Source organism: Mycobacterium simulans, from assembly GCF_900232995.1.
Lineage (GTDB): Bacteria > Actinomycetota > Actinomycetes > Mycobacteriales > Mycobacteriaceae > Mycobacterium > Mycobacterium simulans.
Window position 1 is genome coordinate 196,599 of sequence record NZ_OCVX01000007.1, and the last position, 19,991, is coordinate 216,589.

Genomic DNA, 19,991 nt, shown 5'->3' on the forward strand with positions numbered 1-19,991 from the left:
CAACGACGGAATAGTTTGCGACGGAATACTCAACGCCGGCAAATCAAACCCACCCAACGCCGTCCCCGCCGGAATCGTCAACGACGGAATAGTTTGCGACGGAATACTCAACGCCGGCAAATCAAACGCACCCAACGCCGTCCCCGCCGGAATCGTCAACGACGGAATCGTCAACGACGGCACTGACAACGCGGGTAGATTGAAGGCCGGAACAGATATACCCTGTATATTAAGAGGCGGCAGCATCAAGTCGGGCGTCGTGATGGCGAAGTGCAGGCTGCCCTGACCCACGCCGCGGTAGTAAACACCGGTGTTCATATCGCCTGTGTTGAACAAGCCGTTGTTCATGTTGCCGAAATTCAATACACCGGTGTTGATATTGCCGCTGTTGAACCAGCCGGTGTTAGAGCTACCTGTGTTTAAACCACCGGTATTAGAGGCGCCGACGTTGAAGTTGCCCATGTTGTAGCTGCCGACGTTGAAACTACCCGTGTTCGCATTGCCGACGTCGAATATACCGGTGTTGAACGAGCCGGCATTGAAGAAGCCGGTGCTGCCTTGTCCGGAGTTGAACAGACCCGTGCTGAAATTACCGGAGTTTCCAATCCCGAAGTTGCCATTACCCGAGTTGAAGAAGCCGATGTTTCCAGTGCCCGAGTTGAACAAGCCAAAATTGCCGCCGCCGGAGTTCAGCCCGCCGATGCCGATCTGATTGTTGCCGGTAAGCCCGAAGCCGATGTTGTTGTTGCCGGTGTTCGCAAATCCGAAGTTTCCGCTCCCGGTATTGCCAAACCCAATATTGAGGTTGCCTACGTTTGCGAAACCGAAGTTGCCGCTGCCGGCGTTCCCGGTGCCCAGGTTGTTGCTCCCCAGGTTTGCCCAGCCGAAGTTAGAGGTGCCGAAGTTTCCAGAGCCGAAGTTGACATTGCCCAGGTTCGCGCTGCCAATGTTTCCGAAACCGTTGTTGGCATTGCCGACGTTGCCGCCACCGGCATTGCCCAGGCCGAAGTTCAGAGTCGTGTTCCGGCCCGGAACCGCGATCTCGCCGGCGGCCGCAGGCACCGCGCCGGCCAACCCCCGCAGGGGTTGGATGAACGGCGTCAACGCCGAGGCCACCGCCGAAGCCCCGGCGTGATACGCGGCCATTGCCGACACGTCCAGGGCCCACATCTCTTCGTAGAGCGACTCGACCGCTGCGATCGCTGGGGCGTTTTGCCCGAAGATGTTCGAAAACACCAGCGATAGCAAGTCAGAACGGTTCGCCGCCACCAGAGCCGGACTCACCATTGCCGACCGGACCGCATCAAACTCGGCCGCCATGGCTCCGGCTTGCGCTGCCGCCTGGCCCGCCCGGGCCGCCGCGGTAGCGAGCCACTCCACGTATGGGCCGGCGGCTGCCGCCATCGCCACTGACGACGCACCCTGCCACGATCCGTTCACCAGCCCCGATGTCACGGTTCCGAAAGAAGCCGCCGCCGAGCCTAATTCGTCGGCCAACCCGCCCCAGGCGGCTGCCGCTTCCAGCATCGGTTCCGACCCGGCGCCGGCAAGTATCAGGGCCGAGTTGACCTCGGGCGGCAAGACCGAAAAGTTCATCACTGCAACCCTTCTCAGGTGGGATCACGTCCAAATATGACAACTCGAGACGACCGGTCACCGGCCCGACCCTTCGCCGGTCGTCAAGCTGATGTCGTTGCGGACAAGCTACGCGGCGACCCGAGGGCATTCCCGCAATTTATCGAAACGATTACAAAACGTTATCTAAACGTAATAACATTTCGAGACAATTGCCAATTCTCTTTACACTGACTAAATGGAGCTGATGCTCCACTTTATTTGTCAAGGTCAGGATCGCTGCCGTGGGCTTAGATTTCGCCGGTGCCAGCGGATTTGGCCGAAGAGCTTCCCCTCGGAGTTAGTGTCGCTAACAAATGAGATGGGGACCTAGATTGGAGAAAGGGCAAATGCCGGGCGTGTCCAAAAGATTGACGTAGTGCGCAAATCATTCACAAATATATCCGTCGTTTCACAGAAGATGCGGTGATGTTGATGGCGGAAATGCCTGGTGCGCAACGTCGCTCATGTCGAAAGTCCGGCAGCTACAGCGAAGGCGCGTAACTCGCGCGAAATGTCCGATCCCGCAGGCTGATACACGAGTTCGGTGACCCCGAGCGACGCGAGCCCAGCGATTTTCTCCGAGACTTGTTCAGCGGTACCCGTCAACGCCATAGTGTTGGCGAACTTGAGGAAGTCAACGACATAGGGTTCGTCAATCGGGTTGGGCTTCATCGAATGTCCTTCATACATAGCAAGATGCCGCTCCGCGACGGGCCATGACTCGATCGCCTCGCGCCATCCCTTTCCACCCGGCAAGGCATCGACCGCCTCGGCGCCCGCGCGCTCGTACATTGCGTGATAGAGCACGACCGCCGATGGAGCCGCAGCGTCGATCGCCCGTGGCGAGTTCAGGTCCTCCCCGTCCTCGAGCACCGTGCCAAAGGTCAGTAGCGCGCGCCAGTCCGGCACACCCGGGACAATCGGTTGCGGCATGCCGGCCGAGAACACGCCATCACCGAGTTCAGCCGCGACGGCCAGCCCCTTCGGACCGTCGGCGCCGATGAGAATCGGCACCTCAATTGGGCGCGGTGCCCCGCAACCGGATAGCTGCAACAAGCGGATCGCCGACCCTTCCCACTCCGCCGTCTCGCCGGCGAGCAGGGTCCGCAAACAGCGAACATAGTCAGCCACGTGCTGCCACGCCATGGGTCGCTTGCCCATTGCGAGACGACCGGTGAACCCGGTCCCGATTCCCACGACCACCCGGCCCGGCGCCTGTGCCACCAGCTCCGCGATGGCAGCAGCGTTGACCATTGGATGCCGCAGGCTGGGGACGAGCACACCTGGCCCGATTCCGATGCGCGTCGTTCGCTCCGCACACCTGCTCAGCACCATCCACACATCGGTGACCAGCGCCGGTGAGTCGTACAGCCAGGCACGCTGGTAGCCAAGTGTTTCCGCCAACTCCACCTGGCTGGGACTATCGGAGGCGGTGGCAAGCGCGCACGAAATGTCCACTCCGTCGATACTTCCATCAGCGAACCATGATTGTTCGAATGGATAGCGCTGTCGGCGACCTGCACTTAGCGGTGTGCCGGAGGTTCGGTTCGGCGATCAACCGGATGCCCAGTCGCGGCTGCTGGCTCGTCTCGGGCGCGATCCGTCCTGGCGGTCCGTTTCCGCGGGCAAATAAGGGGTACGAGAGTCACATGGCCGCGAGACGAGAGTTGAGAACGCGAAATCTGATGCGCTGCGAAGCTAGGACGGCCTTCGCGATCTTGGGCGGCGGAGCATTGCTTGTGTTGACCGTCGCTTGCGGCGGTGGCACCAATAAGGCACCGACTAGCACCACGACTCCGAGCACCACTCCAACGACAACGACGCAGACCACTGCGCCCGGCGGGACGCCGACACCGGGGGAAACCGCGCCCGGCGGTCCCACCGGTGGCGGCGGACCCGGCGGCGGGGGCGGCAGCATCCCCGGCGGTCCCACCGGCGGTGGCGGACCCGGCGGCGGAGGCGGCACCATACCCGGCGTCGGCGGTGGTGGCGGCGGACCCGGCGGTGGCGGCGGCTGCGTCGGGAACGTCTGTGGCGGCTACCCGTGATCGCACCCTGATCGCCGAACCTACAACTTATTGAGGCCCAAGATTTCCTAGCCCCACCGGTTTTGGCGGGGCTATGTTCGTCCAAGGTTCGGTCAAGCCGATCGCAAGGGAGCCCCAATGGCCAAACTCAGGTTCGGATATTTCATCGCACCATTTCACCGTGCCGGCACCAATCCAACGCTGGCGTTACAACGCGACCTGGAATTCATCGAACATCTCGACGCCCTCGGCTTCGACGAAGTGTGGTTGGGAGAGCATCACTCGGCGGGCAGCGAGATCATCAGTTCACCGGAGGTCTTCATTGCGGCCGCGGCCGAGCGAGCCAAGCGGATCCGGTTCGGCACCGGGGTTATCTCGCTGTCGTATCACAACCCGCTCTGGGTCGCGGATCGGTTGATGTTGCTCGATCACCTCACCCACGGCCGCATCATCGGGGGAGTAGGACCGGGGTCACTGCCCACCGATTCGGCGATGATCGGGCTCAACCCCACCGATACTCGCGAGCTTCTGGAAACCAACCTCGATATCCTCGCGCGGCTACTGGCGGGGGAGACCGTCACCGCCAAGACCGCCACACACCAACTCATCGACGCCCAGTTGCAGCTTGCGCCGTACTCCGACGGCGGGATTCCGCTGGCGGTAGCCGCCGTCGCCTCGCCGACCGGAGCCCGGCTCGCCGGCAGACACGGCATCGGCCTGCTGTCCATCGGCGCGACGCTCACGATCGAAGGCTTTAGCGCGCTCGCCTACCACTGGGGCATCGTCGAAGAGCGCGCCGCGGCCTTCGGCACACAAGTCGACCGCAAGAACTGGAGCCTGGTCGGACCGTTCCATATCGCCGAAACCGACGAGCAGGCGCGCGCCGACGTGAAATTCGGCATCGAGCCGTGGGTCCGCTACTTCCAAAAGGTGGCCGCCTTCCCGCAAATGACCATGCCCGGGGAGCGGCTCGACGAGATGATCGACATCATCAACGACAACGGAGCCGGGGTCATCGGTACGCCGGAGCGAGCGCGGGCCCAGGTGCAAAGGCTGTGGGATCAGTCCGGCGGATTCGGCTGCATGCTGCAGATGGGCCACGAGTGGGCCAATCCCGCCGCGACCAAACGATCGGCCGAATTGTTCGCCGCCGAAGTGATGCCGCATTTTCAGGGGCAGGCGCAACCCACGATCGACGCCGCTGCGCGGGCTAGCGAAGCACGCGACGACCTCGCGCAGACGCACCTGCAAGCCATCGAGCACATGACTAAGAAGTATCAGGACGAGGTCGGTTCGAAATAGCTCAACACTCGCTAGCTGCCTCGCGCTCGGCGGCCTTGACCAGTCGACCGGCGAACAACTTGACGGCACCTCCCAGCGCCGCCCGCATCACCGGACCTGTTGCGGCGACTCCTTCGATGAACGAGCCACTCCAACGGATGTCGGTACCACCCGACGCATTGGGCGTCAGAACCACCTCGCCCGTGTAGTCCTTGGCCGGCGTCGAGGGCCCGACCAGCTTGTAGACGTGGCGGCGATCCTGCTCGTACTCGATGGTCTCTTCCTGCACGAATACCGGCCACATCCCCAGCCTGCGAATCGCACCAATGCCCCCCGGTTCCGGATCACCCTTCCGGACCCAACTCGATTGCATGACGATCGGCTTAGCCCATTCCGACCAGCGCGCACCATCGGTTGCGAGCCGAAACAGTGTCGCGGCAGGCGCGCTGCTGGTCTTGGTGACCTCGAACGAAAACTTGCGACCCGACATGCGCGACTCCCGGATGCGACCGACGACACTGCCGCGTACCCTACCGCGCAGGCCGCCGATGTCCGGCATGCCGGCGAAAGTAATGCCCCGGTGAGCGCGGCAAGGGCATACTCACGATGTGCCAAACGCCGATGCCGATTCAGTTCCGGCTGCGCCCACAAAGGATGACGTCGCCGCGGCGCTGCGTGTCATGAAGCCGCTGCGAAAGGTGATCAAACCCAAGGTCTATGGGATCGACAAGGTGCCGACCGAGCGCGCGTTGTTGGTTGGCAATCACAACACCCTTGGCATGGTCGACGCGCCGTTGCTCGCCGCCGAGCTTTGGGAGCGGGGCAGAATGGTCCGATCCCTCGGCGATCATGCTCACTTCAAGATTCCGGGATGGCGCGAAGCGCTCACGCGAATGGGCGTCGTTGAGGGCACCCGAGAGATCGCATCGGAATTGATGCGACGAGGCGAACTTGTCATGGTCTTTCCCGGCGGCGGCCGTGAGGTCAACAAGCGCAAGAACGAGCAATACAAGCTGGTGTGGAAAAACCGACTTGGGTTCGCGCGCTTGGCAATCCAGCATGGCTATCCGATTGTGCCGTTCGCTTCGGTGGGGGCGGAACACGGCATCGACATCGTCCTCGACAACGAATCAGTTCTGCTGGCACCGGTGCAGTTCCTGGCCGAGAAGGTGCTCGGCACACCTGACGGGCCGCCCCTGGTCCGCGGCGTCGGACTGACCCCGCTGCCGCGTCCCGAACGCCAGTACTACTGGTTCGGCGAGCCGATCGACACCACAGAGTTCCAAGGACAGGAAGCCGACGACAACGCCGCACGCAAAGTGCGCGAACGCACCGCCGTCGCGATCGAGCACGGGATCGAGCTGATGCTGGCCGAGCGCGAAGCCGACCCGAATCGTTCGGTGGTCCGACGGCTACTACGGACCGATGCCTAGCACCGAATGGTTGCGAAAGATTGTGTTGGACAGGCTGATTGATGGCTAGGGCGGACCACGAACAGCGCATCGGGCGACCGTTGCGGCTAATCGCGGTCGCGCTCTTGCTGGCTGCCTGCGGTGGCAAGCAGATGACGAACGCTGCTGTGACCACCACCACCGGGGCCACACAAACCCTCACCGTCAAGGCCCACAACAGCCAGGACGTATTGAACGGTGCAGTCCTGGATGGTGAGCCTGGCTGCTCGGCTGCGGTGGGTATCGAGGGGAAGGTCGCGTGGGCCGGGGCCCGTGGCCTAGCCAACCTGGCGACCGGCATCCAGATCACTGCGGACACCGTGTTCGATATCGCCTCGGTGTCCAAGCAATTCACCGCCACCGCGGTCCTGCTGCTGGTCGACGCAGGAAAGCTGACACTGGAAGACGCGCTATCGGAATACGTGCCCGACCTGCCGGCGTGGTCGGACAAGGTCACTATCGCGGAGCTGATGCACCACACCAGCGGCATCCCCGATTACATCGGACTGCTGCAGGAGCAGGGGTATCAATTCAACGAGCGCACCACCCAGTCCGAAGCCCTGCAGGCATTGGCGGCCGCGCCGGAGCTGGTGTTCAAGCCCGGCTCTCGATACGAATACTCCAATTCGAACTATCTGCTGCTCGGCGAAATTGTCCACCGACTCTCCGGGCAGTCGCTGCCGGAGTTCTTGAGCACACAAATCTTTCAACCACTCGGTTTGGCGATGGTGTTGGATCCGGCCGCGAGAATTCCCAACAAGGCCCTGTCGTATGCCAAGGGCGATGCTAGCCACGGCGGGTACCAGGTGGCCGATTCTCCATGGGAGCAGATCGGCGACGGTGGCATCCAGACCACGCCCACCCAGCTGGTCCGGTGGGCGGACAACTACCGAACCGGCAAGGTAGGCGGCCCGCAACTGCTCGACGAGCAACTCGCGGGGGCGGTGCAAACCGAACCCGGTGGCGGTGACCGTTATGGCGCGGGAATCTTCTCGCTCGCCAACGGCATGCTCGACCACGACGGCGCCTGGGCGGGATTCGTCACGGCCTTCCGCGTCAGCAGCGACCGGCGTACTTCGGTGGCGATCAGCTGCAACGTCGATAAACAGGACCCGGAGGCGATGGCCGACGCGTTAGGACGCATCTGGATGTAGCCCGTCCGGCCAACCGGTCCGGGATTCGCGTCAGCGCGTGCAATCATTCACGGTATGCCGAAACCGTCTGTGCTGACGACCGAGGGTGGCCTACCATCCGGCGCGCAAGGTGCCTGCGATTCACGTTTCGCCAACGTCGTCCGAGCGTTCGCTGCGCTATTTCCCGCGCGCATGTTCGGGGGTGGGGCGTTGTCTGTGTACATCGACGGTGTGCAGGTCGTCGACGTCTGGACGGGTTGGTCCGATCGGCGCGGCAAGGTGCCATGGACCGCGGACACCGGAGCAATGGTGTTTTCAGCGACCAAAGGGTTGGCCGCGACGGTGATCCACCGGCTCGTCGACCGCGGTCTGTTGTCCTACGACGTGCCAGTCGCCGAGTATTGGCCGGAGTTCGGAGCCAACGGCAAGTCCGAGATCACGGTCCGCGACGTGCTGCGGCATCGAGCCGGGCTGGCGCACCTCAAGGGTGTTGGCAAGAAGGAGGTATTGGACCACCTCCTGATGGAGGAACGGCTGGCCGCGGCGCCAGTGGACCACACGCACGGGAAGACGGCCTATCACGCGATCACCTATGGATGGTTGCTGTCCGGGCTGGCGCGGGCCGTGACCGGTACTGGCATGCGCGACCTGTTCCGCGAAGAGCTGGCACGCCCGCTCAACACCGATGGTTTGCATCTCGGCCGTCCGCCGGCCGATGCACCCACCGAGGCGGCGCAGACGCTAGTACCGCAAGCGAGAATCCCCACTCCGGTGCTCGACTTTGTGGCGCCAAAGGTCGCGGGGCTGTCGTTCTCCGGTCTTCTCGGCTCGATCTACTTCCCCGGCATCATGTCCATGCTGCAAGGCGACATGCCGTTTCTCGATGGCGAGATCCCGGCGGTCAATGGCGTCGTGACCGCGCGTGCCCTGGCCAAGGTGTACGGCGCGATCGCCAACAACGGCATGATCGACGGAACACGGCTGCTGTCCTCAGATTTGGTGAGCGAATTGAAGGGGGAGCCCGATCTGACGCCGGATCTGAACCTGGGCATTCCGTTTACCTATCACCAGGGCTATCAGTCGTCCCCGATCCCCGGCCTGCTGGCGGGGTACGGCCATATCGGCCTCGGCGGAACCCTCGGGTGGGCCGATCCGGACACCGGCAGCTCGTTCGCCTACGTGCACAACCGACTGCTGACGCTGATGTTGTGGGATGTTGGCTCATTCGCCGGGTTGGCTCCGCTGCTGAGCAACGCCATCGCGGCCGCGCGCCGAGCTGGCCCGCTAGAGGTACCGCATCTCGGTGCAACCTATTACGAACCCGATCAGCAAGAGACCGGGTAACTACCCGCGAGCGTGCGCATTTGTACACGAATTGCGGCGTGTCGCCGTACAAACGCGCACGCTCGCGGGACTACAACCCTAAACGAATTCGTAGACAAGCCACCACACCAGAGCGGCGGCTACCAGCAACAAGCCGGTCAGGATCGCCGCGCGGACCAATCCCGACTGACGATGAAACCAGTCACGCATCTGGGTGAAGCGCCAGTCGGTCCACGCGTAAGCGCGTGCGGCCCAATCGATCTCGACCGCCAGAAGGCGGAATGACACCAGCAGCGCCGGGATCCCGGCTTCAGGAAGCAGCACGATCAACGGAATGCACGAGACGAGCAGCGCGCCGCCGATGATGGCCAGCGTCGCGCGAACCGGCATTGGCCGGGCCTGGCTCCGCTCGCGGTAGGCCAGCACCCGACCGAGCGCAGCGTCGCGGGCCGGATTTCTATGGTCGTCTGGGTCCACGGATGCGCCTGCGTTCGGCATCGTCATCGCAGGGACTCTAACGTCTTTCGGGGGACACCTAGACTGCGCCTATGGATTACGGTTCCCGGCAGGACTCCGTGGCTCCAAAAGGCTTGCTAGAGATCGAGGACTGCCTGGGCGCCGACGGCAGCATCGTGTTGCCGCCAGGCACCACGCTGATCTCTCTGATCGCGCGCAACGTCGCCAACGTCGGTGATTCGGTGGCGTATCGCTACCTGGATTACGCCCGTTCGGCCGACGGACAGGTCGCCGAAGTGACGTGGGCAGAGTTCGGCGTGCGTCTGCATGCCATCGGCGCCCATGTGCAACAGTTCGCGGATCCTGGCGACCGTGTCGCGATTCTCGCGCCGCAGGGCATCGACTACGTTGCCGGCTTCTACGCCGCGATCAAGGCGGGCACCATCGCGGTGCCGTTGTTCGCGCCTGAACTTCCGGGCCATGCCGAACGACTCGAAACGGCGTTGCGCGATTCGCTGCCCGCCGTCGTCCTCACGACAACCGCAGCCAAAGACGCCGTCGAAAGCTTTCTGAATCACCTCACCCAGCTGCGACGGCCGCACGTCATCCTCATCGATCAGATAGCCGATTCGGCGGGGGAGTTGTTCACCCCGGTGGATCTCGACATCGCCGCCGTTTCCCACCTGCAGTACACGTCGGGCTCGACCCGACCGCCGATCGGCGTCGAGATCACCCACCGCGCGGTCGGCACCAATCTGGTGCAGATGATCCTCTCGATCGACCTGCTGAACCGAAACACGCACGGCGTCAGTTGGTTACCGCTCTACCACGACATGGGCCTATCGATGATCGGATTCCCGGCGGTGTACGGCGGACACTCAACCCTGATGTCACCAACGGCGTTCGTCCGTAGGCCGCAGCGTTGGATCCAAGCATTGGCCGCCGAATCACGAACCGGCCGTGTGGTCACCGCGGCCCCCAACTTCGCATACGAATGGACCGCACAGCGGGGCCTGCCCACGCAGGGCGAGGATGTCGACCTCAGCAATGTGGTGCTGATCATCGGTTCCGAACCGGTCAGCATCGATGCCGTCACGACGTTCGATAAGGCGTTCACGCCCTACGGATTACCGCGCACGGCGTTCAAGCCCTCGTATGGCATTGCGGAGGCCACGCTGATGGTCGCAACCATCGGTCACACCGCAGAGACCTCCGTTGCGTACTTCGACCGAGAGCAGCTGGGCGTTGATAGGGCGGTACCGGTCGCCGCTGATGCTCCCAACGCAGTTGCTCATGTCTCATGCGGCCAAGTAGCGCGCAGCCTATGGGCGGTGATCGTGAACCCTGCCAGTGGCACCGAACTGCCGGACGGTGAAGTCGGGGAAGTTTGGCTACAGGGCGACAATGTTGGTCGCGGCTACTGGGGACGACCCGAAGAGACACGGCAGACGTTTGGCGCCAAGCTGCAATCGCCGCTCACGGAAGGCAGTCACGCCGCAGGCTCGGCCGTCGGGGGCAACTGGCTGAGGACCGGGGATCTGGGGGTATACCTCGACGGTGAGCTCTACATCACCGGTCGTATCGCGGATCTGATAACGATCGATGGACGTAACCATTACCCGCAGGACCTCGAGGCCACGGCTGCAGAGGCGTCGCCGATGGTGCGACGCGGATATGTGACGGCCTTCGCGGTGCCCGCTGACGACGGCAGCCAACGCTTGGTGATCATCGCCGAGCGCGCGGCGGGGACCAGTCGCGCAGATCCGCGGCCGGCGGTCGAGGCAATCCGAACGGCAGTGTCGCACCGCCATGGTTTGTCCGTCGCCGATGTACGTTTCCTGCCAGCCGGCGCCATTCCGCGAACCACTAGTGGCAAGCTGGCGCGCCGGGCGTGCCGCGCCCAATACCTCAGCGGTGTATTAGGGGTGCATTAATACGGCTTACGGCCCCCAAATCAAGAGGTCTTCCATTCCGTTGTTCATGGCAACTATCGTCGGCGACGGACCGGTGACATCGAAGTAGATTTTGCCGCTCGCTTGTGCGCCTTGCGGGATAGTAGCTCCGCTAATGGTGTTTGGTCCCGAGGCTTGCCACAAGACCCGATAGTTGACTCCGTCGGCGGTGCGGGCATTGAACTGCGAGATGGCCGGGGTGACGGTACCCGAGATCGCATTGACGGTAGCGGTGGCTTCCCAGACCTGGCCGGCGACCGGATAGCCCGGGACAGTGTCGGTGCTGGATTTGAGATCGCTGACTTTCCAGCCGAGGACAACTTGCCCGACGGAGTCGGTCATCGTCAATTCATTGCCAAGTTTGCCGATGACGGGATAGGCCGCGGACGTAATTGGCGCACTGGCGACAGCAATCGTTGTCATACTCACGATCGCGGCTGCGGTCTTTATCATCGTGGTGATCGTCATTGCTCCTCCACTACTCGATTTAGGTTGATCACATCATTCGAGGCCACCCGACGCAATACACTCTAATCTGCAAATGACCAGCGGTTCCATAAATTCAGCCCTGAAACCCGCGCAATTGCGCTAGCGCAACGCTAACCAGAAGGCGGCCAACCGACAACAATTCGGTGCCTCATACCCGACCGTCGTAACCTGCATGCCACGATGATTCGATGATCGCCACACCTGGCCCGTGCGATACCGGATCTGGTGAGGGTTCGGCACTAGCGGGGTATCCGGTCACACCCCCGCCCCTTCCTGGTCCGGTTGCCTTCGACCAGCGGTGGAGTGAGGTGACGTTCGTCCATTGGCCGGTGCGGCCCGAAAGTGTTGAACACTTGTACCCGCCGGGAACCCGCCCCGACGTCTTCGCCGACGGCATGACGTACGTGGCGTTGGTCCCGTTTGTCATGAGCAGCACCAAGATTGGCACGGCGCTGCCGCTGCGGTATTTCGGCAGCTTTCTGGAGACCAACATCCGGCTGTATTCGGTCGACGACGCCGGCCGCCACGGCGTCCTGTTCCGATCGCTGGAAACGGCTCGGCTGGCGGTGGTGCCCGTCACCAGGATTGGCCTCGGCGTCCCATACACGTGGGCCAAGATGCGGATGACGCGGTCCGAGGAACAGATCACCTATCACAGCGTGCGGCGCTGGCCCCGACGCGGCCTGCGCAGCCTGCTGACAATCACCATCGGCGACGTGGTCCAGCCGACGACACTGGAAATCTGGCTCACCGCCCGCTGGGGCGCGCACACCCGCAAAGCCGGCCGTACTTGGTGGGTGCCAAACGAGCACGGACCGTGGCCGTTGCAGGCGGCGCAGATCGTCGAGCTGCATGACGAACTGCTGGACGCGAGTGGCGTGCAACCCGCGGGCGACCGCTTGCGTGCGTTGTTTTCACCAGGCGTGCGAACCCGTTTCGGTCGGCCGTGTCTGGTTCAGTAGCCCAGCACATGGAAATGCCCCTGCAGGCAATCGCCCTCGACACCGCTATGGGGATCGTCTTCGAAAGTTCGCCAGTTCCAATGATCTCCGCAATAGGACGCTGCGCAATCTGGGCAGCAGAAGGGCGCATAGCTGTACCCGATGCGATACAGCGCCGATGCATCGGCTCCCGCGATCGCTTCGGCCACAGGGTCGACGCGCTCGACCGAGACGGGCCGGCTGGTTACCCCAAAGAAGGTCTCCACCACCAGCGCGGCTTGGCCCGCGGGACGGACTGCGGCATCCAATTCGGCCAAAGCTGTAAGGGCCGGCGAAGACGGATCGGGAACCCGTTGAACAGATTTCACGAGCCGGACGCGTCCCGCGATCTCGCCGCAAGCCGCACAGCGGAAGCTGGTCTCAGGTGCAGGTGTATCCACCGTCGATCACAATGTCGGAACCGGTCATGTAGCTGGACGCCTCGCTGGCCAAGTAGAGGTACAGGCCGGTGAGTTCGTCGGGCCGGCCGATGCGGCCGAGCGGAATCTTGGGCTCCCACAGCGCGTGGTACTCCGCTAGCGGCTCGACGAGCTCGGTGAGGATATAGCCCGGACTGACACTGTTCACCCGGATGTTGTGCGGAGCCAACTCCACGGCCATTGCCTTGGTCAGGTGAATGACCGCCGCCTTGGAGGTGCAGTAGTGGCTCACCTGTTGCGGGATGTTGATGATGTGCCCCGACATCGACGCGGTGGTAATGATGGCCCCGCCCCGACCCTGCTTGACCATCGCCCTGGCCGCTGTCTGGGCGGTGAGGAATACGCCGGTCACATTGGTGTCTTGGATCCGCTGAAACTCTTCCAACGACATGTCCAGCATCGGAGTGACATCCACGAGGCCGGCGTTGCAGACCGCGATATCGATCCCACCCAGCTGGGCGGTCACCTGGTCGACCATACTGGTGACCTGATCTTGCTGGGTCACGTCGCAACGGATTGGCACGGCCGTGCCGCCGGCAGCGGCGATATCGGCTGCGACCTTCTCCAAGGAATCGAAATGCCTTGCGGCAACGGCTACTTGAGCCCCGGCTTGGACGTAGGCCAGGGCCACCTTCTTGCCGATGCCGGTGGACGCCCCGGTTATCAGGGCCGTCTTACCATGCAAGTCGAACAAGTCCAAGACGCTCATAGTTCTAGTGTGTCCGGTATGGGCAAGTTCTCCAAAGCCGAGATCGACAAAGCAATCAGGCACTACACAACGGTCGTCGAAGGATGCTCCGCCTCAGGTGACTGGCGGCCCTTTGCAGATCTATTCACTGAGGATGTGGTCTACACCGAGCACCACTATGGGGTATTTCGCGGGCGTGAGGAGGTGCGTGAGTGGATCGTCGCGGTCATGGCACCCTTCCCGCACATGCGTTTTCCGTCTGACTGGATCGCATACGACGTAGACAATGACGCGGTCGTCCTGATGATCAAGAATCTGCTCGACCACCCGACAGACCCCGACGGTGAGCCGTTCTGGTTTCCGAACTGGACTCGACTCGTCTACGCCGGAGACGGGCTGTTCTCCAGCGAGGAAGACATTTACAACCCCAGCCGTGACGCTCCGGGCGCTGTCGGCGCCTGGCTGGAGGCCGGCGGCCGGTTCGCTTCGGACACGTTCTTGCAGCCCAAGGGGTCGCAGCCTTAGGCGGACGAACCCACTCGATGTCGCCGGCGCCGACGCGACCGCGCCGCGTTTAGCGCCTGCTCCCACGCGAGCAACGTGGTGGCCTTGAGGTTCGCCGGCTTGACGCTGTCCTTGGACAGCAGGGCCGTCGCAGCGGCTTTCGTAGTGGCCGACGCCTTTGACATGTGGCCGCAGTCGAACGGTGGCTGGGGATCGTATTCGATCGCGAGCTGGATTGCCTTCGCGCGATCTTCCCCGCCCATCTCGCCGGCCAGCCACAGCGCGAGGTCAAGTCCCGCCGATACGCCCGCACTGGTAACGATGTTGTGCTGGTGGACAATCCGTTCGTCGGCGACGGGGACAGCGCCGAAGGCCTTCAGCGCAGGAATGGTCAGCCAGTGCGACGTCGCCCGCCGGTCCTTGAGCAGACCGGCCGCCGCCAGAATGACCGAACCCGAACACACCGACGTCGTCCAGGTAGCTGTCTGGTGGGCCTGACGCAACCAGTCCAGCAGCTTCTCGTCGCGTGCGTGCACCGGAGTGGACGGGCCCCCGGGCACGAGAACGACATCGGGCGAAGGTGTTTCGGCCAGCGAGTGCGTAGCGCCGAGCACCAGCACGCCCGAGTCGGCAGTGATCGGCCCGGCTTCGTGCCACACAAACCTCACCTCGGCGTGCGGCAGCTGTCGCAGCACCTCGTAAGGGCCGATCATGTCCAGAGCGGTGAAGCCTGGGTACGCCACGAACGCGAACTGGGTCATCGGTATCTCCTTACTGGTTAGGCGAACGCTTTGCGGTACTGATCTGGCGGGATACCGATACGACGAATAAAGTTGCGCCGCATGGTTTCCGCCGTGCCGAAGCCGCAACGGGCGGCGATTGCCACCATGGTGTCGTCGGTCTCCTCCAATTGTCGGCGCGCGGCTTCGGTGCGGATGCGTTCGACGTATTGGCCGGGCGCCTCACCGACTTCGTCGGTGAACACTCGGGTGAAGTGGCGTGGACTCATCGCCGCACGTTGGGCCAGATCGTCAATGCTGTGCGAGCCGCCGGGATGAGCTTCGATAGCTTCCTGAACCTGGCGGATCGAGGTCCGTTTGGCTCGCGGCATCCATACCGGGGCAGCGAACTGAGTCTGCCCGCCCGGGCGGCGCAAGTAGAGCACAAGCCAGCGCGCCACGGTTTGGGCGACTTCCGTGCCGTGGTCATCCTCGACAAGTGACAGCGCGAGGTCGATTCCCGCGGTGACGCCCGCGGCGGTCCATATCGTCTCCGAGCTACGAACGAAAATAGGGTCGGCATCGACCGCGACGGCGGGGAACTCGCGGGCCAGCCGCTCGGCAAATGCCCAGTGCGTGGTGGCACGGCGGCCGTCCAGCAGCCCCGCTTCGGCAGCGAGAAATGCGCCCGTGCAGACGGAGACCACGCGGCGGGCGGTGCCGGAGGCCGTCCTGATCCACTCCATGAGCTGTGGGTTGGTTCGTGCGGCATCGACACCTGCACCGCCGGGCACCACGACCGTGTCAACTGGCTCGCTCGGGCGTGGCAGCGGCGTCGACACGAATGCCAGGCCGGTTGCGGTGGTGATGGGTTGGCCGTCGATTGAGCCCACAACCACGTCGTATCCGCCGCTGGTCAACAGCGATGCGGCGGTGAATACCTCGTACGGCCCCACCACGTCGAGCGCCTGCACGATCGGGTAGCCGACAATGACCACCTTGCGAGCCATGGACCCAGTGTTGGCCATGCGGCCGTATGTCGTCTACGACACGCACCCCACAAATTAGGACATGGGCCCTTACGCAGCCCGACCGAACGGGGTCCAACTGGCCTTGGCAGACTGTGCCCATGGCACAGATAACCCTGCGTGGAAATGCGATCAACACCGTCGGCGAGCTACCCGCCGTCGGATCCTCGGCACCTAACTTCAACCTGACCGGCGCGGATCTAGGACCAGTCTGTAACGAGCAGTTCCGCGGCAAGCCGGTGTTGCTCAACATCTTTCCGTCTGTGGACACGCCGGTGTGCGCCAGCAGTGTGCGGACCTTCAACGAACGCGCCTCCGCAAGCGGTGTTTCTGTTCTGTGTGTCTCCAAGGACCTGCCGTTCGCGCAGAAGCGGTTCTGCGGCGCCGAGGGCATCGAGAACGTAGCGACCGCGTCGGCATTCCGGGATAACTTCGGCGAGAACTACGGCGTCACCATCGCCGACGGTCCGATGGCCGGCCTGCTCGCTCGAGCCGTCGTCGTGATAGGTGCCGACGGGAACGTCGCCTACACCGAATTGGTGCCAGAGATCGCGCAAGAACCCAATTACGATGCCGCGCTTGCGGCGTTGGGCGGATAGCTTCGTTAGGCTCCGTTAAAGCGTGGCCGGCAACCCGACCACTGTGCCCGACGCGCGCGGGCCGTATTCGCCCCCTTGTGCGTTAACGGGGCAGCCGGCTAATGTCGCCGCAGCCGCGGCGGCCAATATCGCGCCTAGCACCACGCGAACGGTCAGCTTCCTGCGGTTGGCATTCATCGATTGGTCCTTTCATCGTCCGGTTACTATTGCGCGCAGCGCCGAAATATTATCGCCCCTATAATCTCCCGCCAATAGCTATTGAGAAAAATTCCTACGATGCCTTGGCGTCAATCTGTCACGTCACGAACGGCATCGTAATATGCTGCTACACAATACTTTTGGTTATCGACGACGATCAACGCGATGCAATTGTAAAGTAATTTGACATCCGCCTGTCGACCATTTTGACAATTTTCGGAATTTAACAATAATGCCGACAGCCGACATTCGCAGAATCGGCATGCGCCGGGGGACTACAGGTCCACCCGGCCGGCGAGCGGAGCACGATGGTGGGTGCTGCTGCCGAATAGTGTCTCGGTCGTCTTGGCACGAAGAAAGTACAAGTGCAAGTTGTGCTTCCAGGTGAAGGCGATGCTGCCATGAATCTGGCCTGCGGAGCCGGCGCACAACACGTAGGTGTCGGCGGCCTGCGGGGCATCTCCGATTCTGACTGACAGACTTCCTGCAGCGCCGGGCTAACCCCCGCAGTCATCGCGACGGCCGACTAAATTCGCCGGGCTCACTCGCGAAGGGAAGCCATATCAAGTTCACAGCTCTATCACCGTCAGCATCGTCTGGAGCCCGTCGAAGTCGCCGACGTTTCGGGTAGCCAGGGCTGCGTTATCAGCGACCGCCACCGCCGCGATCATGAGGTCGATTCGCCGCCGGCCGCTAGGTACTCGTCCGGCGATGGCGACCGTCGCGCACAATTCGCGGTAGACATCGGCTTCTCGTTGAGCAAAAGGCAGCCCCTTCCCGTAGGCGTTGCGGAGCTGAATAAGGTCAAAGCGGGCACGAGCTGCGATTTCCGAGTCAGGATGCGCTGTGCCTTCGCTGAATTCGGCGAATGCGATGGCGGAGACAAAGAGCTCGTGGGTCCCAGGCGGAAGAAGTTCCCAGCGTGGTTCCTGGATCAGCAGGTTGGTGTCGATGTGGATCTTCATTGCTCGCCGATGCGGCTCGCCTGATCGCGTCCGCGCTCGACGATCTCTAGCAGCGCCTCTTGGTACCCAGCGGGCCTGAGCTGGGCCTAGACACCGGACTTCACGATCTGTTCCGGTGTGACCCCGTAGCGTTCTTCTTCCGCGCGGTCTGCAAAATGCAGTTGCCACTTGACGGTGCCCGCCCACATGACGAGTTCGTCGGCGATCTGCTGATCGGTAGCGGCGCAATCCGTCGTTCGACGTCAAGACGCAGCCGGGCTAAGCGGGCCCGAGTTGATCCGGCCGCTGACCGGGTTTGACGCCACGTGGGTCGATGAGGTCGCGAAAACCTTCGGCCCGGTAGACGGATGCGCCCAAGCTTCGTACCCGGTCGGCCAACGCCTTGTCCGATGTCACGACGCGGATTTCCTGCGGTTGGCCGTCGGCTTGCACCAGCCGGACGATCTCGTCATCGGCAGAGTTGGCGGCCGCCTTGGGCGCGTGCGCTACTTCGATCACCGAGGAGCGGATGGTGGTTGATGGCGGCCGCTCGAAAACCACCATCACCCGGACAGCGTCTTTATTGGCGGCAGCCCAGCGCTCCAGCATTTCGACCAACGCGACCATCGCCCGGTGCCGATCCCGCCACCACCCGTCCGGACGACTCCCGATCACGTTCATGCCATCGACGATCCACCGCACAGCTCAGGTTACGACGAGGTCCCTGCCTCACTGCCTTAGAACCATCTGCGCTTTCGGTATTTCTTGATGTCGTTCCGGAACTTCTGGAGGTGCTCCTCGGTGGCTCTCTCTTCCAGGGCCCCGAGGGCGTTGACGACCTCTAGGTGCGAAAGGATGAGCAGCCCATTCAACTGCTTGAGCCGTTCGGGCTTCGCCAGCGACTCATCGTCGTCGACATGGATGAGCAAGAAGTCACGCAGCGCCTTGCTGCCGGTCATCTGCTCCGGGACTTTCATTTGCCGCAAGATTGTGGCCATGTCGGGGCTGGTCACAGCATCCCTCCTTCAGGATCAAGTAACAGCGCAAGCGTAGGAGACCGTGGGCTAAAGGGAGACGCAGGAAGCGTCGCTACCGGTCGTTGACTAGCAACCCGGGGTGGTTCGGTTTGCGGTCGGATGCTGTTAGGTCAGGCGCTCACCAGGTTGTAGCTCGCCACCGTCTTCGCGATCATCCTCGTCGGCGGGTTCGGTAGCCGAGACCAACCCCGGTTTGCCAGCACCACCAGCCGGCGCCCCCGCACCCATCCCGCTGCCCAACGGAGCAGCACCGGCCGTCGATCTGGCCCGCATGGCGGGGCTGCAACCCGCGGGGGCGATCTGTGAGATCGTCAGCCAAAAAGACGAGGGTTCGATGGCCCAGACCGATGAGTTGCGGGTCTTTGCCGATGAGCACGGGCTGGCCATGATCACCATTGCCGACTTGATTTCATGGCGGCGCAAGCACGAAAAACACATTGAGCGGGGTGCCGAGGCGCGGATCCCGACTCGCCATGGGGAGTTCCGCGCGATCGGCTATACCAGCATCTACGAGGACGTCGAGCATGTGGCGCTGGTGCGCGGTGAGATCGCTGGGCCGCACGCCGACGGCGATGACGTGTTGGTGCGGGTGCACTCGGAGTGCTTGACCGGCGACGTGTTCGGGTCGCGCCGCTGCGATTGTGGGCCGCAGCTGGATGCGGCGATGGCGATGGTGGCCCGCGAGGGCCGCGGTGTGGTGCTCTACATGCGCGGTCATGAGGGCCGCGGGATTGGGCTGTTGCATAAGTTGCAGGCCTATCAGCTGCAGGACGCCGGGGATGACACCGTCGACGCGAACCTCAAGCTCGGGTTGCCCGCCGATGCCCGTGATTACGGGATTGGTGCCCAGATTTTGGTCGATCTTGGTGTGCATTCGATGCGGCTGCTGACCAACAACCCGGCCAAGCGGGTGGGGCTGGACGGGTACGGCTTGCACATCATTGAGCGGGTGCCGCTGCCGGTGCGGGCCAATGCGGACAACATCCGCTATCTGATGACCAAGCGCGACCGGATGGGCCATGACTTGATCGGTCTGGACGAATTCCACGACTCCGGTGCGCTGCCAGGCGAATTCGGTGGTGCCCTATGAGTGGTGGTGTTTTATGACCACCGGCGACGATACAA

General features: G+C 62.9%; 22 protein-coding genes and 2 pseudogenes. 10 read left to right on the forward strand and 14 right to left on the reverse strand.

Annotation, left to right across the window (positions count from 1 at the left end):
- Together MSIMFI_RS23080 and MSIMFI_RS23085 are read right to left on the reverse strand one after the other, a co-directional pair.
- The coding region (locus MSIMFI_RS23080; RefSeq protein ID WP_191499318.1) for a PPE family protein at positions 1 to 1,596 on the reverse strand (1,596 nt) is incomplete at its 3' end.
- A gap of 483 nt (positions 1,597 to 2,079) precedes the next feature.
- A complete protein-coding gene (locus tag MSIMFI_RS23085) occupies positions 2,080 to 3,075 on the reverse strand; it encodes an LLM class flavin-dependent oxidoreductase (RefSeq protein WP_191499319.1) in 996 nt (331 codons plus the stop codon).
- 38 nt (positions 3,076 to 3,113) lie between these two features.
- Here MSIMFI_RS23085 and MSIMFI_RS23090 point away from each other — a divergent pair, with 38 nt between their 5' ends.
- Together MSIMFI_RS23090 and MSIMFI_RS23095 are read left to right on the forward strand one after the other, a co-directional pair.
- Entirely contained in the window at positions 3,114 to 3,665 is a 552-nt protein-coding gene (locus MSIMFI_RS23090) for a hypothetical protein (protein WP_224770389.1), read from the forward strand.
- A 117-nt stretch (positions 3,666 to 3,782) separates the two neighbouring features.
- Entirely contained in the window at positions 3,783 to 4,946 is a 1,164-nt protein-coding gene (locus MSIMFI_RS23095; RefSeq protein WP_191499320.1) for an LLM class flavin-dependent oxidoreductase, read from the forward strand.
- Between the two features lies 1 nt (position 4,947).
- Here MSIMFI_RS23095 and MSIMFI_RS23100 read toward each other — a convergent pair whose 3' ends face one another.
- Complete coding sequence (locus MSIMFI_RS23100) at positions 4,948 to 5,415, reverse strand: SRPBCC family protein (protein WP_191499806.1); 468 nt, start codon at positions 5,413 to 5,415, stop codon at positions 4,948 to 4,950.
- Positions 5,416 to 5,605: 190 nt separating this feature from the next.
- Between MSIMFI_RS23100 and MSIMFI_RS23105 the strand changes: the two genes are divergently transcribed.
- From MSIMFI_RS23105 to lipL, 3 genes are read left to right on the forward strand one after another with little or no spacing between them, the layout of a single operon-like run.
- The gene (locus tag MSIMFI_RS23105; RefSeq protein WP_396820582.1) at positions 5,606 to 6,358 is read left to right on the forward strand and encodes a lysophospholipid acyltransferase family protein; all 753 of its coding nucleotides are present in this window, start codon (positions 5,606 to 5,608) and stop codon (positions 6,356 to 6,358) included.
- A gap of 41 nt (positions 6,359 to 6,399) precedes the next feature.
- Positions 6,400 to 7,530: a serine hydrolase domain-containing protein gene (locus MSIMFI_RS23110; protein WP_191499322.1), complete on the forward strand. Its 1,131-nt coding sequence runs from the start codon at positions 6,400 to 6,402 to the stop codon at positions 7,528 to 7,530.
- Positions 7,531 to 7,584: 54 nt separating this feature from the next.
- Entirely contained in the window at positions 7,585 to 8,853 is a 1,269-nt protein-coding gene (lipL, locus tag MSIMFI_RS23115; RefSeq protein ID WP_191499323.1) for an esterase/beta-lactamase LipL, read from the forward strand.
- 78 nt (positions 8,854 to 8,931) lie between these two features.
- On the opposite strand, the gene MSIMFI_RS23120 is transcribed toward lipL, so the two are convergent.
- Complete coding sequence (locus MSIMFI_RS23120) at positions 8,932 to 9,309, reverse strand: hypothetical protein (RefSeq protein WP_191499807.1); 378 nt, start codon at positions 9,307 to 9,309, stop codon at positions 8,932 to 8,934.
- Positions 9,310 to 9,380: 71 nt separating this feature from the next.
- Between MSIMFI_RS23120 and MSIMFI_RS23125 the strand changes: the two genes are divergently transcribed.
- Positions 9,381 to 11,222 (forward strand): fatty acyl-AMP ligase, encoded by a 1,842-nt coding sequence (locus MSIMFI_RS23125; protein ID WP_191499324.1) that lies wholly within the window; start codon positions 9,381 to 9,383, stop codon positions 11,220 to 11,222.
- Positions 11,223 to 11,228: 6 nt separating this feature from the next.
- Here the strand turns inward: MSIMFI_RS23125 and MSIMFI_RS23130 are convergent, their stop codons facing one another.
- On the reverse strand, positions 11,229 to 11,708 hold the full coding sequence (locus MSIMFI_RS23130; protein ID WP_191499325.1) for an MPT63 family protein: 480 nt from the start codon (positions 11,706 to 11,708) through the stop codon (positions 11,229 to 11,231).
- 209 nt (positions 11,709 to 11,917) lie between these two features.
- Here MSIMFI_RS23130 and MSIMFI_RS23135 point away from each other — a divergent pair, with 209 nt between their 5' ends.
- The gene (locus MSIMFI_RS23135; protein ID WP_191499326.1) at positions 11,918 to 12,691 is read left to right on the forward strand and encodes a YqjF family protein; all 774 of its coding nucleotides are present in this window, start codon (positions 11,918 to 11,920) and stop codon (positions 12,689 to 12,691) included.
- Here the strand turns inward: MSIMFI_RS23135 and MSIMFI_RS23140 are convergent.
- On the reverse strand, positions 12,685 to 12,987 hold the full coding sequence (locus tag MSIMFI_RS23140; protein WP_191499327.1) for a hypothetical protein: 303 nt from the start codon (positions 12,985 to 12,987) through the stop codon (positions 12,685 to 12,687). The genes MSIMFI_RS23135 and MSIMFI_RS23140 overlap by 7 nt on opposite strands.
- A gap of 103 nt (positions 12,988 to 13,090) precedes the next feature.
- Positions 13,091 to 13,858 carry an SDR family oxidoreductase gene (locus MSIMFI_RS23145; protein WP_191499328.1) on the reverse strand — a complete coding sequence of 256 codons (768 nt, stop codon included), beginning with the start codon at positions 13,856 to 13,858 and terminating at the stop codon, positions 13,091 to 13,093.
- Between the two features lie 18 nt (positions 13,859 to 13,876).
- Between MSIMFI_RS23145 and MSIMFI_RS23150 the strand changes: the two genes are divergently transcribed.
- A complete protein-coding gene (locus tag MSIMFI_RS23150) occupies positions 13,877 to 14,362 on the forward strand; it encodes a nuclear transport factor 2 family protein (protein WP_186243366.1) in 486 nt (161 codons plus the stop codon).
- Here MSIMFI_RS23150 and MSIMFI_RS23155 read toward each other — a convergent pair.
- Positions 14,359 to 15,102 (reverse strand): DJ-1/PfpI family protein, encoded by a 744-nt coding sequence (locus MSIMFI_RS23155; protein ID WP_186243367.1) that lies wholly within the window; start codon positions 15,100 to 15,102, stop codon positions 14,359 to 14,361. The two genes, MSIMFI_RS23150 and MSIMFI_RS23155, sit on opposite strands and share 4 nt — an antisense overlap.
- 17 nt (positions 15,103 to 15,119) lie before the next feature.
- Entirely contained in the window at positions 15,120 to 16,070 is a 951-nt protein-coding gene (locus MSIMFI_RS23160; RefSeq protein ID WP_191499329.1) for a GlxA family transcriptional regulator, read from the reverse strand.
- A 119-nt stretch (positions 16,071 to 16,189) separates the two neighbouring features.
- Between MSIMFI_RS23160 and tpx the strand changes: the two genes are divergently transcribed.
- On the forward strand, positions 16,190 to 16,687 hold the full coding sequence (gene tpx, locus MSIMFI_RS23165; protein ID WP_191499330.1) for a thiol peroxidase: 498 nt from the start codon (positions 16,190 to 16,192) through the stop codon (positions 16,685 to 16,687).
- Positions 16,688 to 16,702: 15 nt separating this feature from the next.
- Here the strand turns inward: tpx and MSIMFI_RS28515 are convergent, their stop codons facing one another.
- The 5 genes and pseudogenes from MSIMFI_RS28515 to MSIMFI_RS23180 form a co-directional block, all read right to left on the reverse strand.
- Positions 16,703 to 16,864, reverse strand: coding sequence for a hypothetical protein (locus tag MSIMFI_RS28515; RefSeq protein WP_224770391.1), 162 nt, complete (start codon positions 16,862 to 16,864; stop codon positions 16,703 to 16,705).
- A gap of 296 nt (positions 16,865 to 17,160) precedes the next feature.
- Positions 17,161 to 17,337: pseudogene (locus MSIMFI_RS28520) on the reverse strand (acyl-CoA dehydrogenase family protein); the annotation flags it as partial.
- A gap of 117 nt (positions 17,338 to 17,454) precedes the next feature.
- Positions 17,455 to 17,850: a PIN domain-containing protein gene (locus tag MSIMFI_RS23170; RefSeq protein ID WP_191499331.1), complete on the reverse strand. Its 396-nt coding sequence runs from the start codon at positions 17,848 to 17,850 to the stop codon at positions 17,455 to 17,457.
- A 258-nt stretch (positions 17,851 to 18,108) separates the two neighbouring features.
- The gene (locus tag MSIMFI_RS23175; protein WP_191499332.1) at positions 18,109 to 18,531 is read right to left on the reverse strand and encodes an NYN domain-containing protein; all 423 of its coding nucleotides are present in this window, start codon (positions 18,529 to 18,531) and stop codon (positions 18,109 to 18,111) included.
- Between the two features lie 35 nt (positions 18,532 to 18,566).
- Positions 18,567 to 18,842: a hypothetical protein gene (locus MSIMFI_RS23180; RefSeq protein WP_191499333.1), complete on the reverse strand. Its 276-nt coding sequence runs from the start codon at positions 18,840 to 18,842 to the stop codon at positions 18,567 to 18,569.
- 193 nt (positions 18,843 to 19,035) lie between these two features.
- Here MSIMFI_RS23180 and ribA point away from each other — a divergent pair.
- A pseudogene (gene ribA / locus MSIMFI_RS23185) lies at positions 19,036 to 19,956 on the forward strand (GTP cyclohydrolase II); the annotation flags it as partial.
- Between the last annotated feature and the right edge of the window lie 35 nt (positions 19,957 to 19,991).

Excerpts from the sequence above, each read along its gene's own strand:
- MSIMFI_RS23170 (WP_191499331.1), bottom strand. The coding sequence starts at position 17,850 with ATGAAGATCCACATCGACACCAACCTGCTGATCCAGGAACCACGCTGG.
- MSIMFI_RS23100 (WP_191499806.1), bottom strand. The coding sequence starts at position 5,415 with ATGTCGGGTCGCAAGTTTTCGTTCGAGGTCACCAAGACCAGCAGCGCG.
- MSIMFI_RS23110 (WP_191499322.1), top strand. The coding sequence starts at position 6,400 with ATGGCTAGGGCGGACCACGAACAGCGCATCGGGCGACCGTTGCGGCTA.
- MSIMFI_RS23130 (WP_191499325.1), bottom strand. The coding sequence starts at position 11,708 with ATGACGATCACCACGATGATAAAGACCGCAGCCGCGATCGTGAGTATG.
- MSIMFI_RS23125 (WP_191499324.1), top strand. The coding sequence starts at position 9,381 with ATGGATTACGGTTCCCGGCAGGACTCCGTGGCTCCAAAAGGCTTGCTA.
- lipL (WP_191499323.1), top strand. The coding sequence starts at position 7,585 with ATGCCGAAACCGTCTGTGCTGACGACCGAGGGTGGCCTACCATCCGGC.
- MSIMFI_RS23135 (WP_191499326.1), top strand. The coding sequence starts at position 11,918 with ATGATCGCCACACCTGGCCCGTGCGATACCGGATCTGGTGAGGGTTCG.
- MSIMFI_RS23090 (WP_224770389.1), top strand. The coding sequence starts at position 3,114 with ATGGATAGCGCTGTCGGCGACCTGCACTTAGCGGTGTGCCGGAGGTTC.
- MSIMFI_RS23105 (WP_396820582.1), top strand. The coding sequence starts at position 5,606 with ATGAAGCCGCTGCGAAAGGTGATCAAACCCAAGGTCTATGGGATCGAC.
- tpx (WP_191499330.1), top strand. The coding sequence starts at position 16,190 with ATGGCACAGATAACCCTGCGTGGAAATGCGATCAACACCGTCGGCGAG.
- MSIMFI_RS23155 (WP_186243367.1), bottom strand. The coding sequence starts at position 15,102 with ATGACCCAGTTCGCGTTCGTGGCGTACCCAGGCTTCACCGCTCTGGAC.
- MSIMFI_RS23150 (WP_186243366.1), top strand. The coding sequence starts at position 13,877 with ATGGGCAAGTTCTCCAAAGCCGAGATCGACAAAGCAATCAGGCACTAC.
- MSIMFI_RS23145 (WP_191499328.1), bottom strand. The coding sequence starts at position 13,858 with ATGAGCGTCTTGGACTTGTTCGACTTGCATGGTAAGACGGCCCTGATA.
- MSIMFI_RS28515 (WP_224770391.1), bottom strand. The coding sequence starts at position 16,864 with ATGAATGCCAACCGCAGGAAGCTGACCGTTCGCGTGGTGCTAGGCGCG.
- MSIMFI_RS23160 (WP_191499329.1), bottom strand. The coding sequence starts at position 16,070 with ATGGCTCGCAAGGTGGTCATTGTCGGCTACCCGATCGTGCAGGCGCTC.
- MSIMFI_RS23095 (WP_191499320.1), top strand. The coding sequence starts at position 3,783 with ATGGCCAAACTCAGGTTCGGATATTTCATCGCACCATTTCACCGTGCC.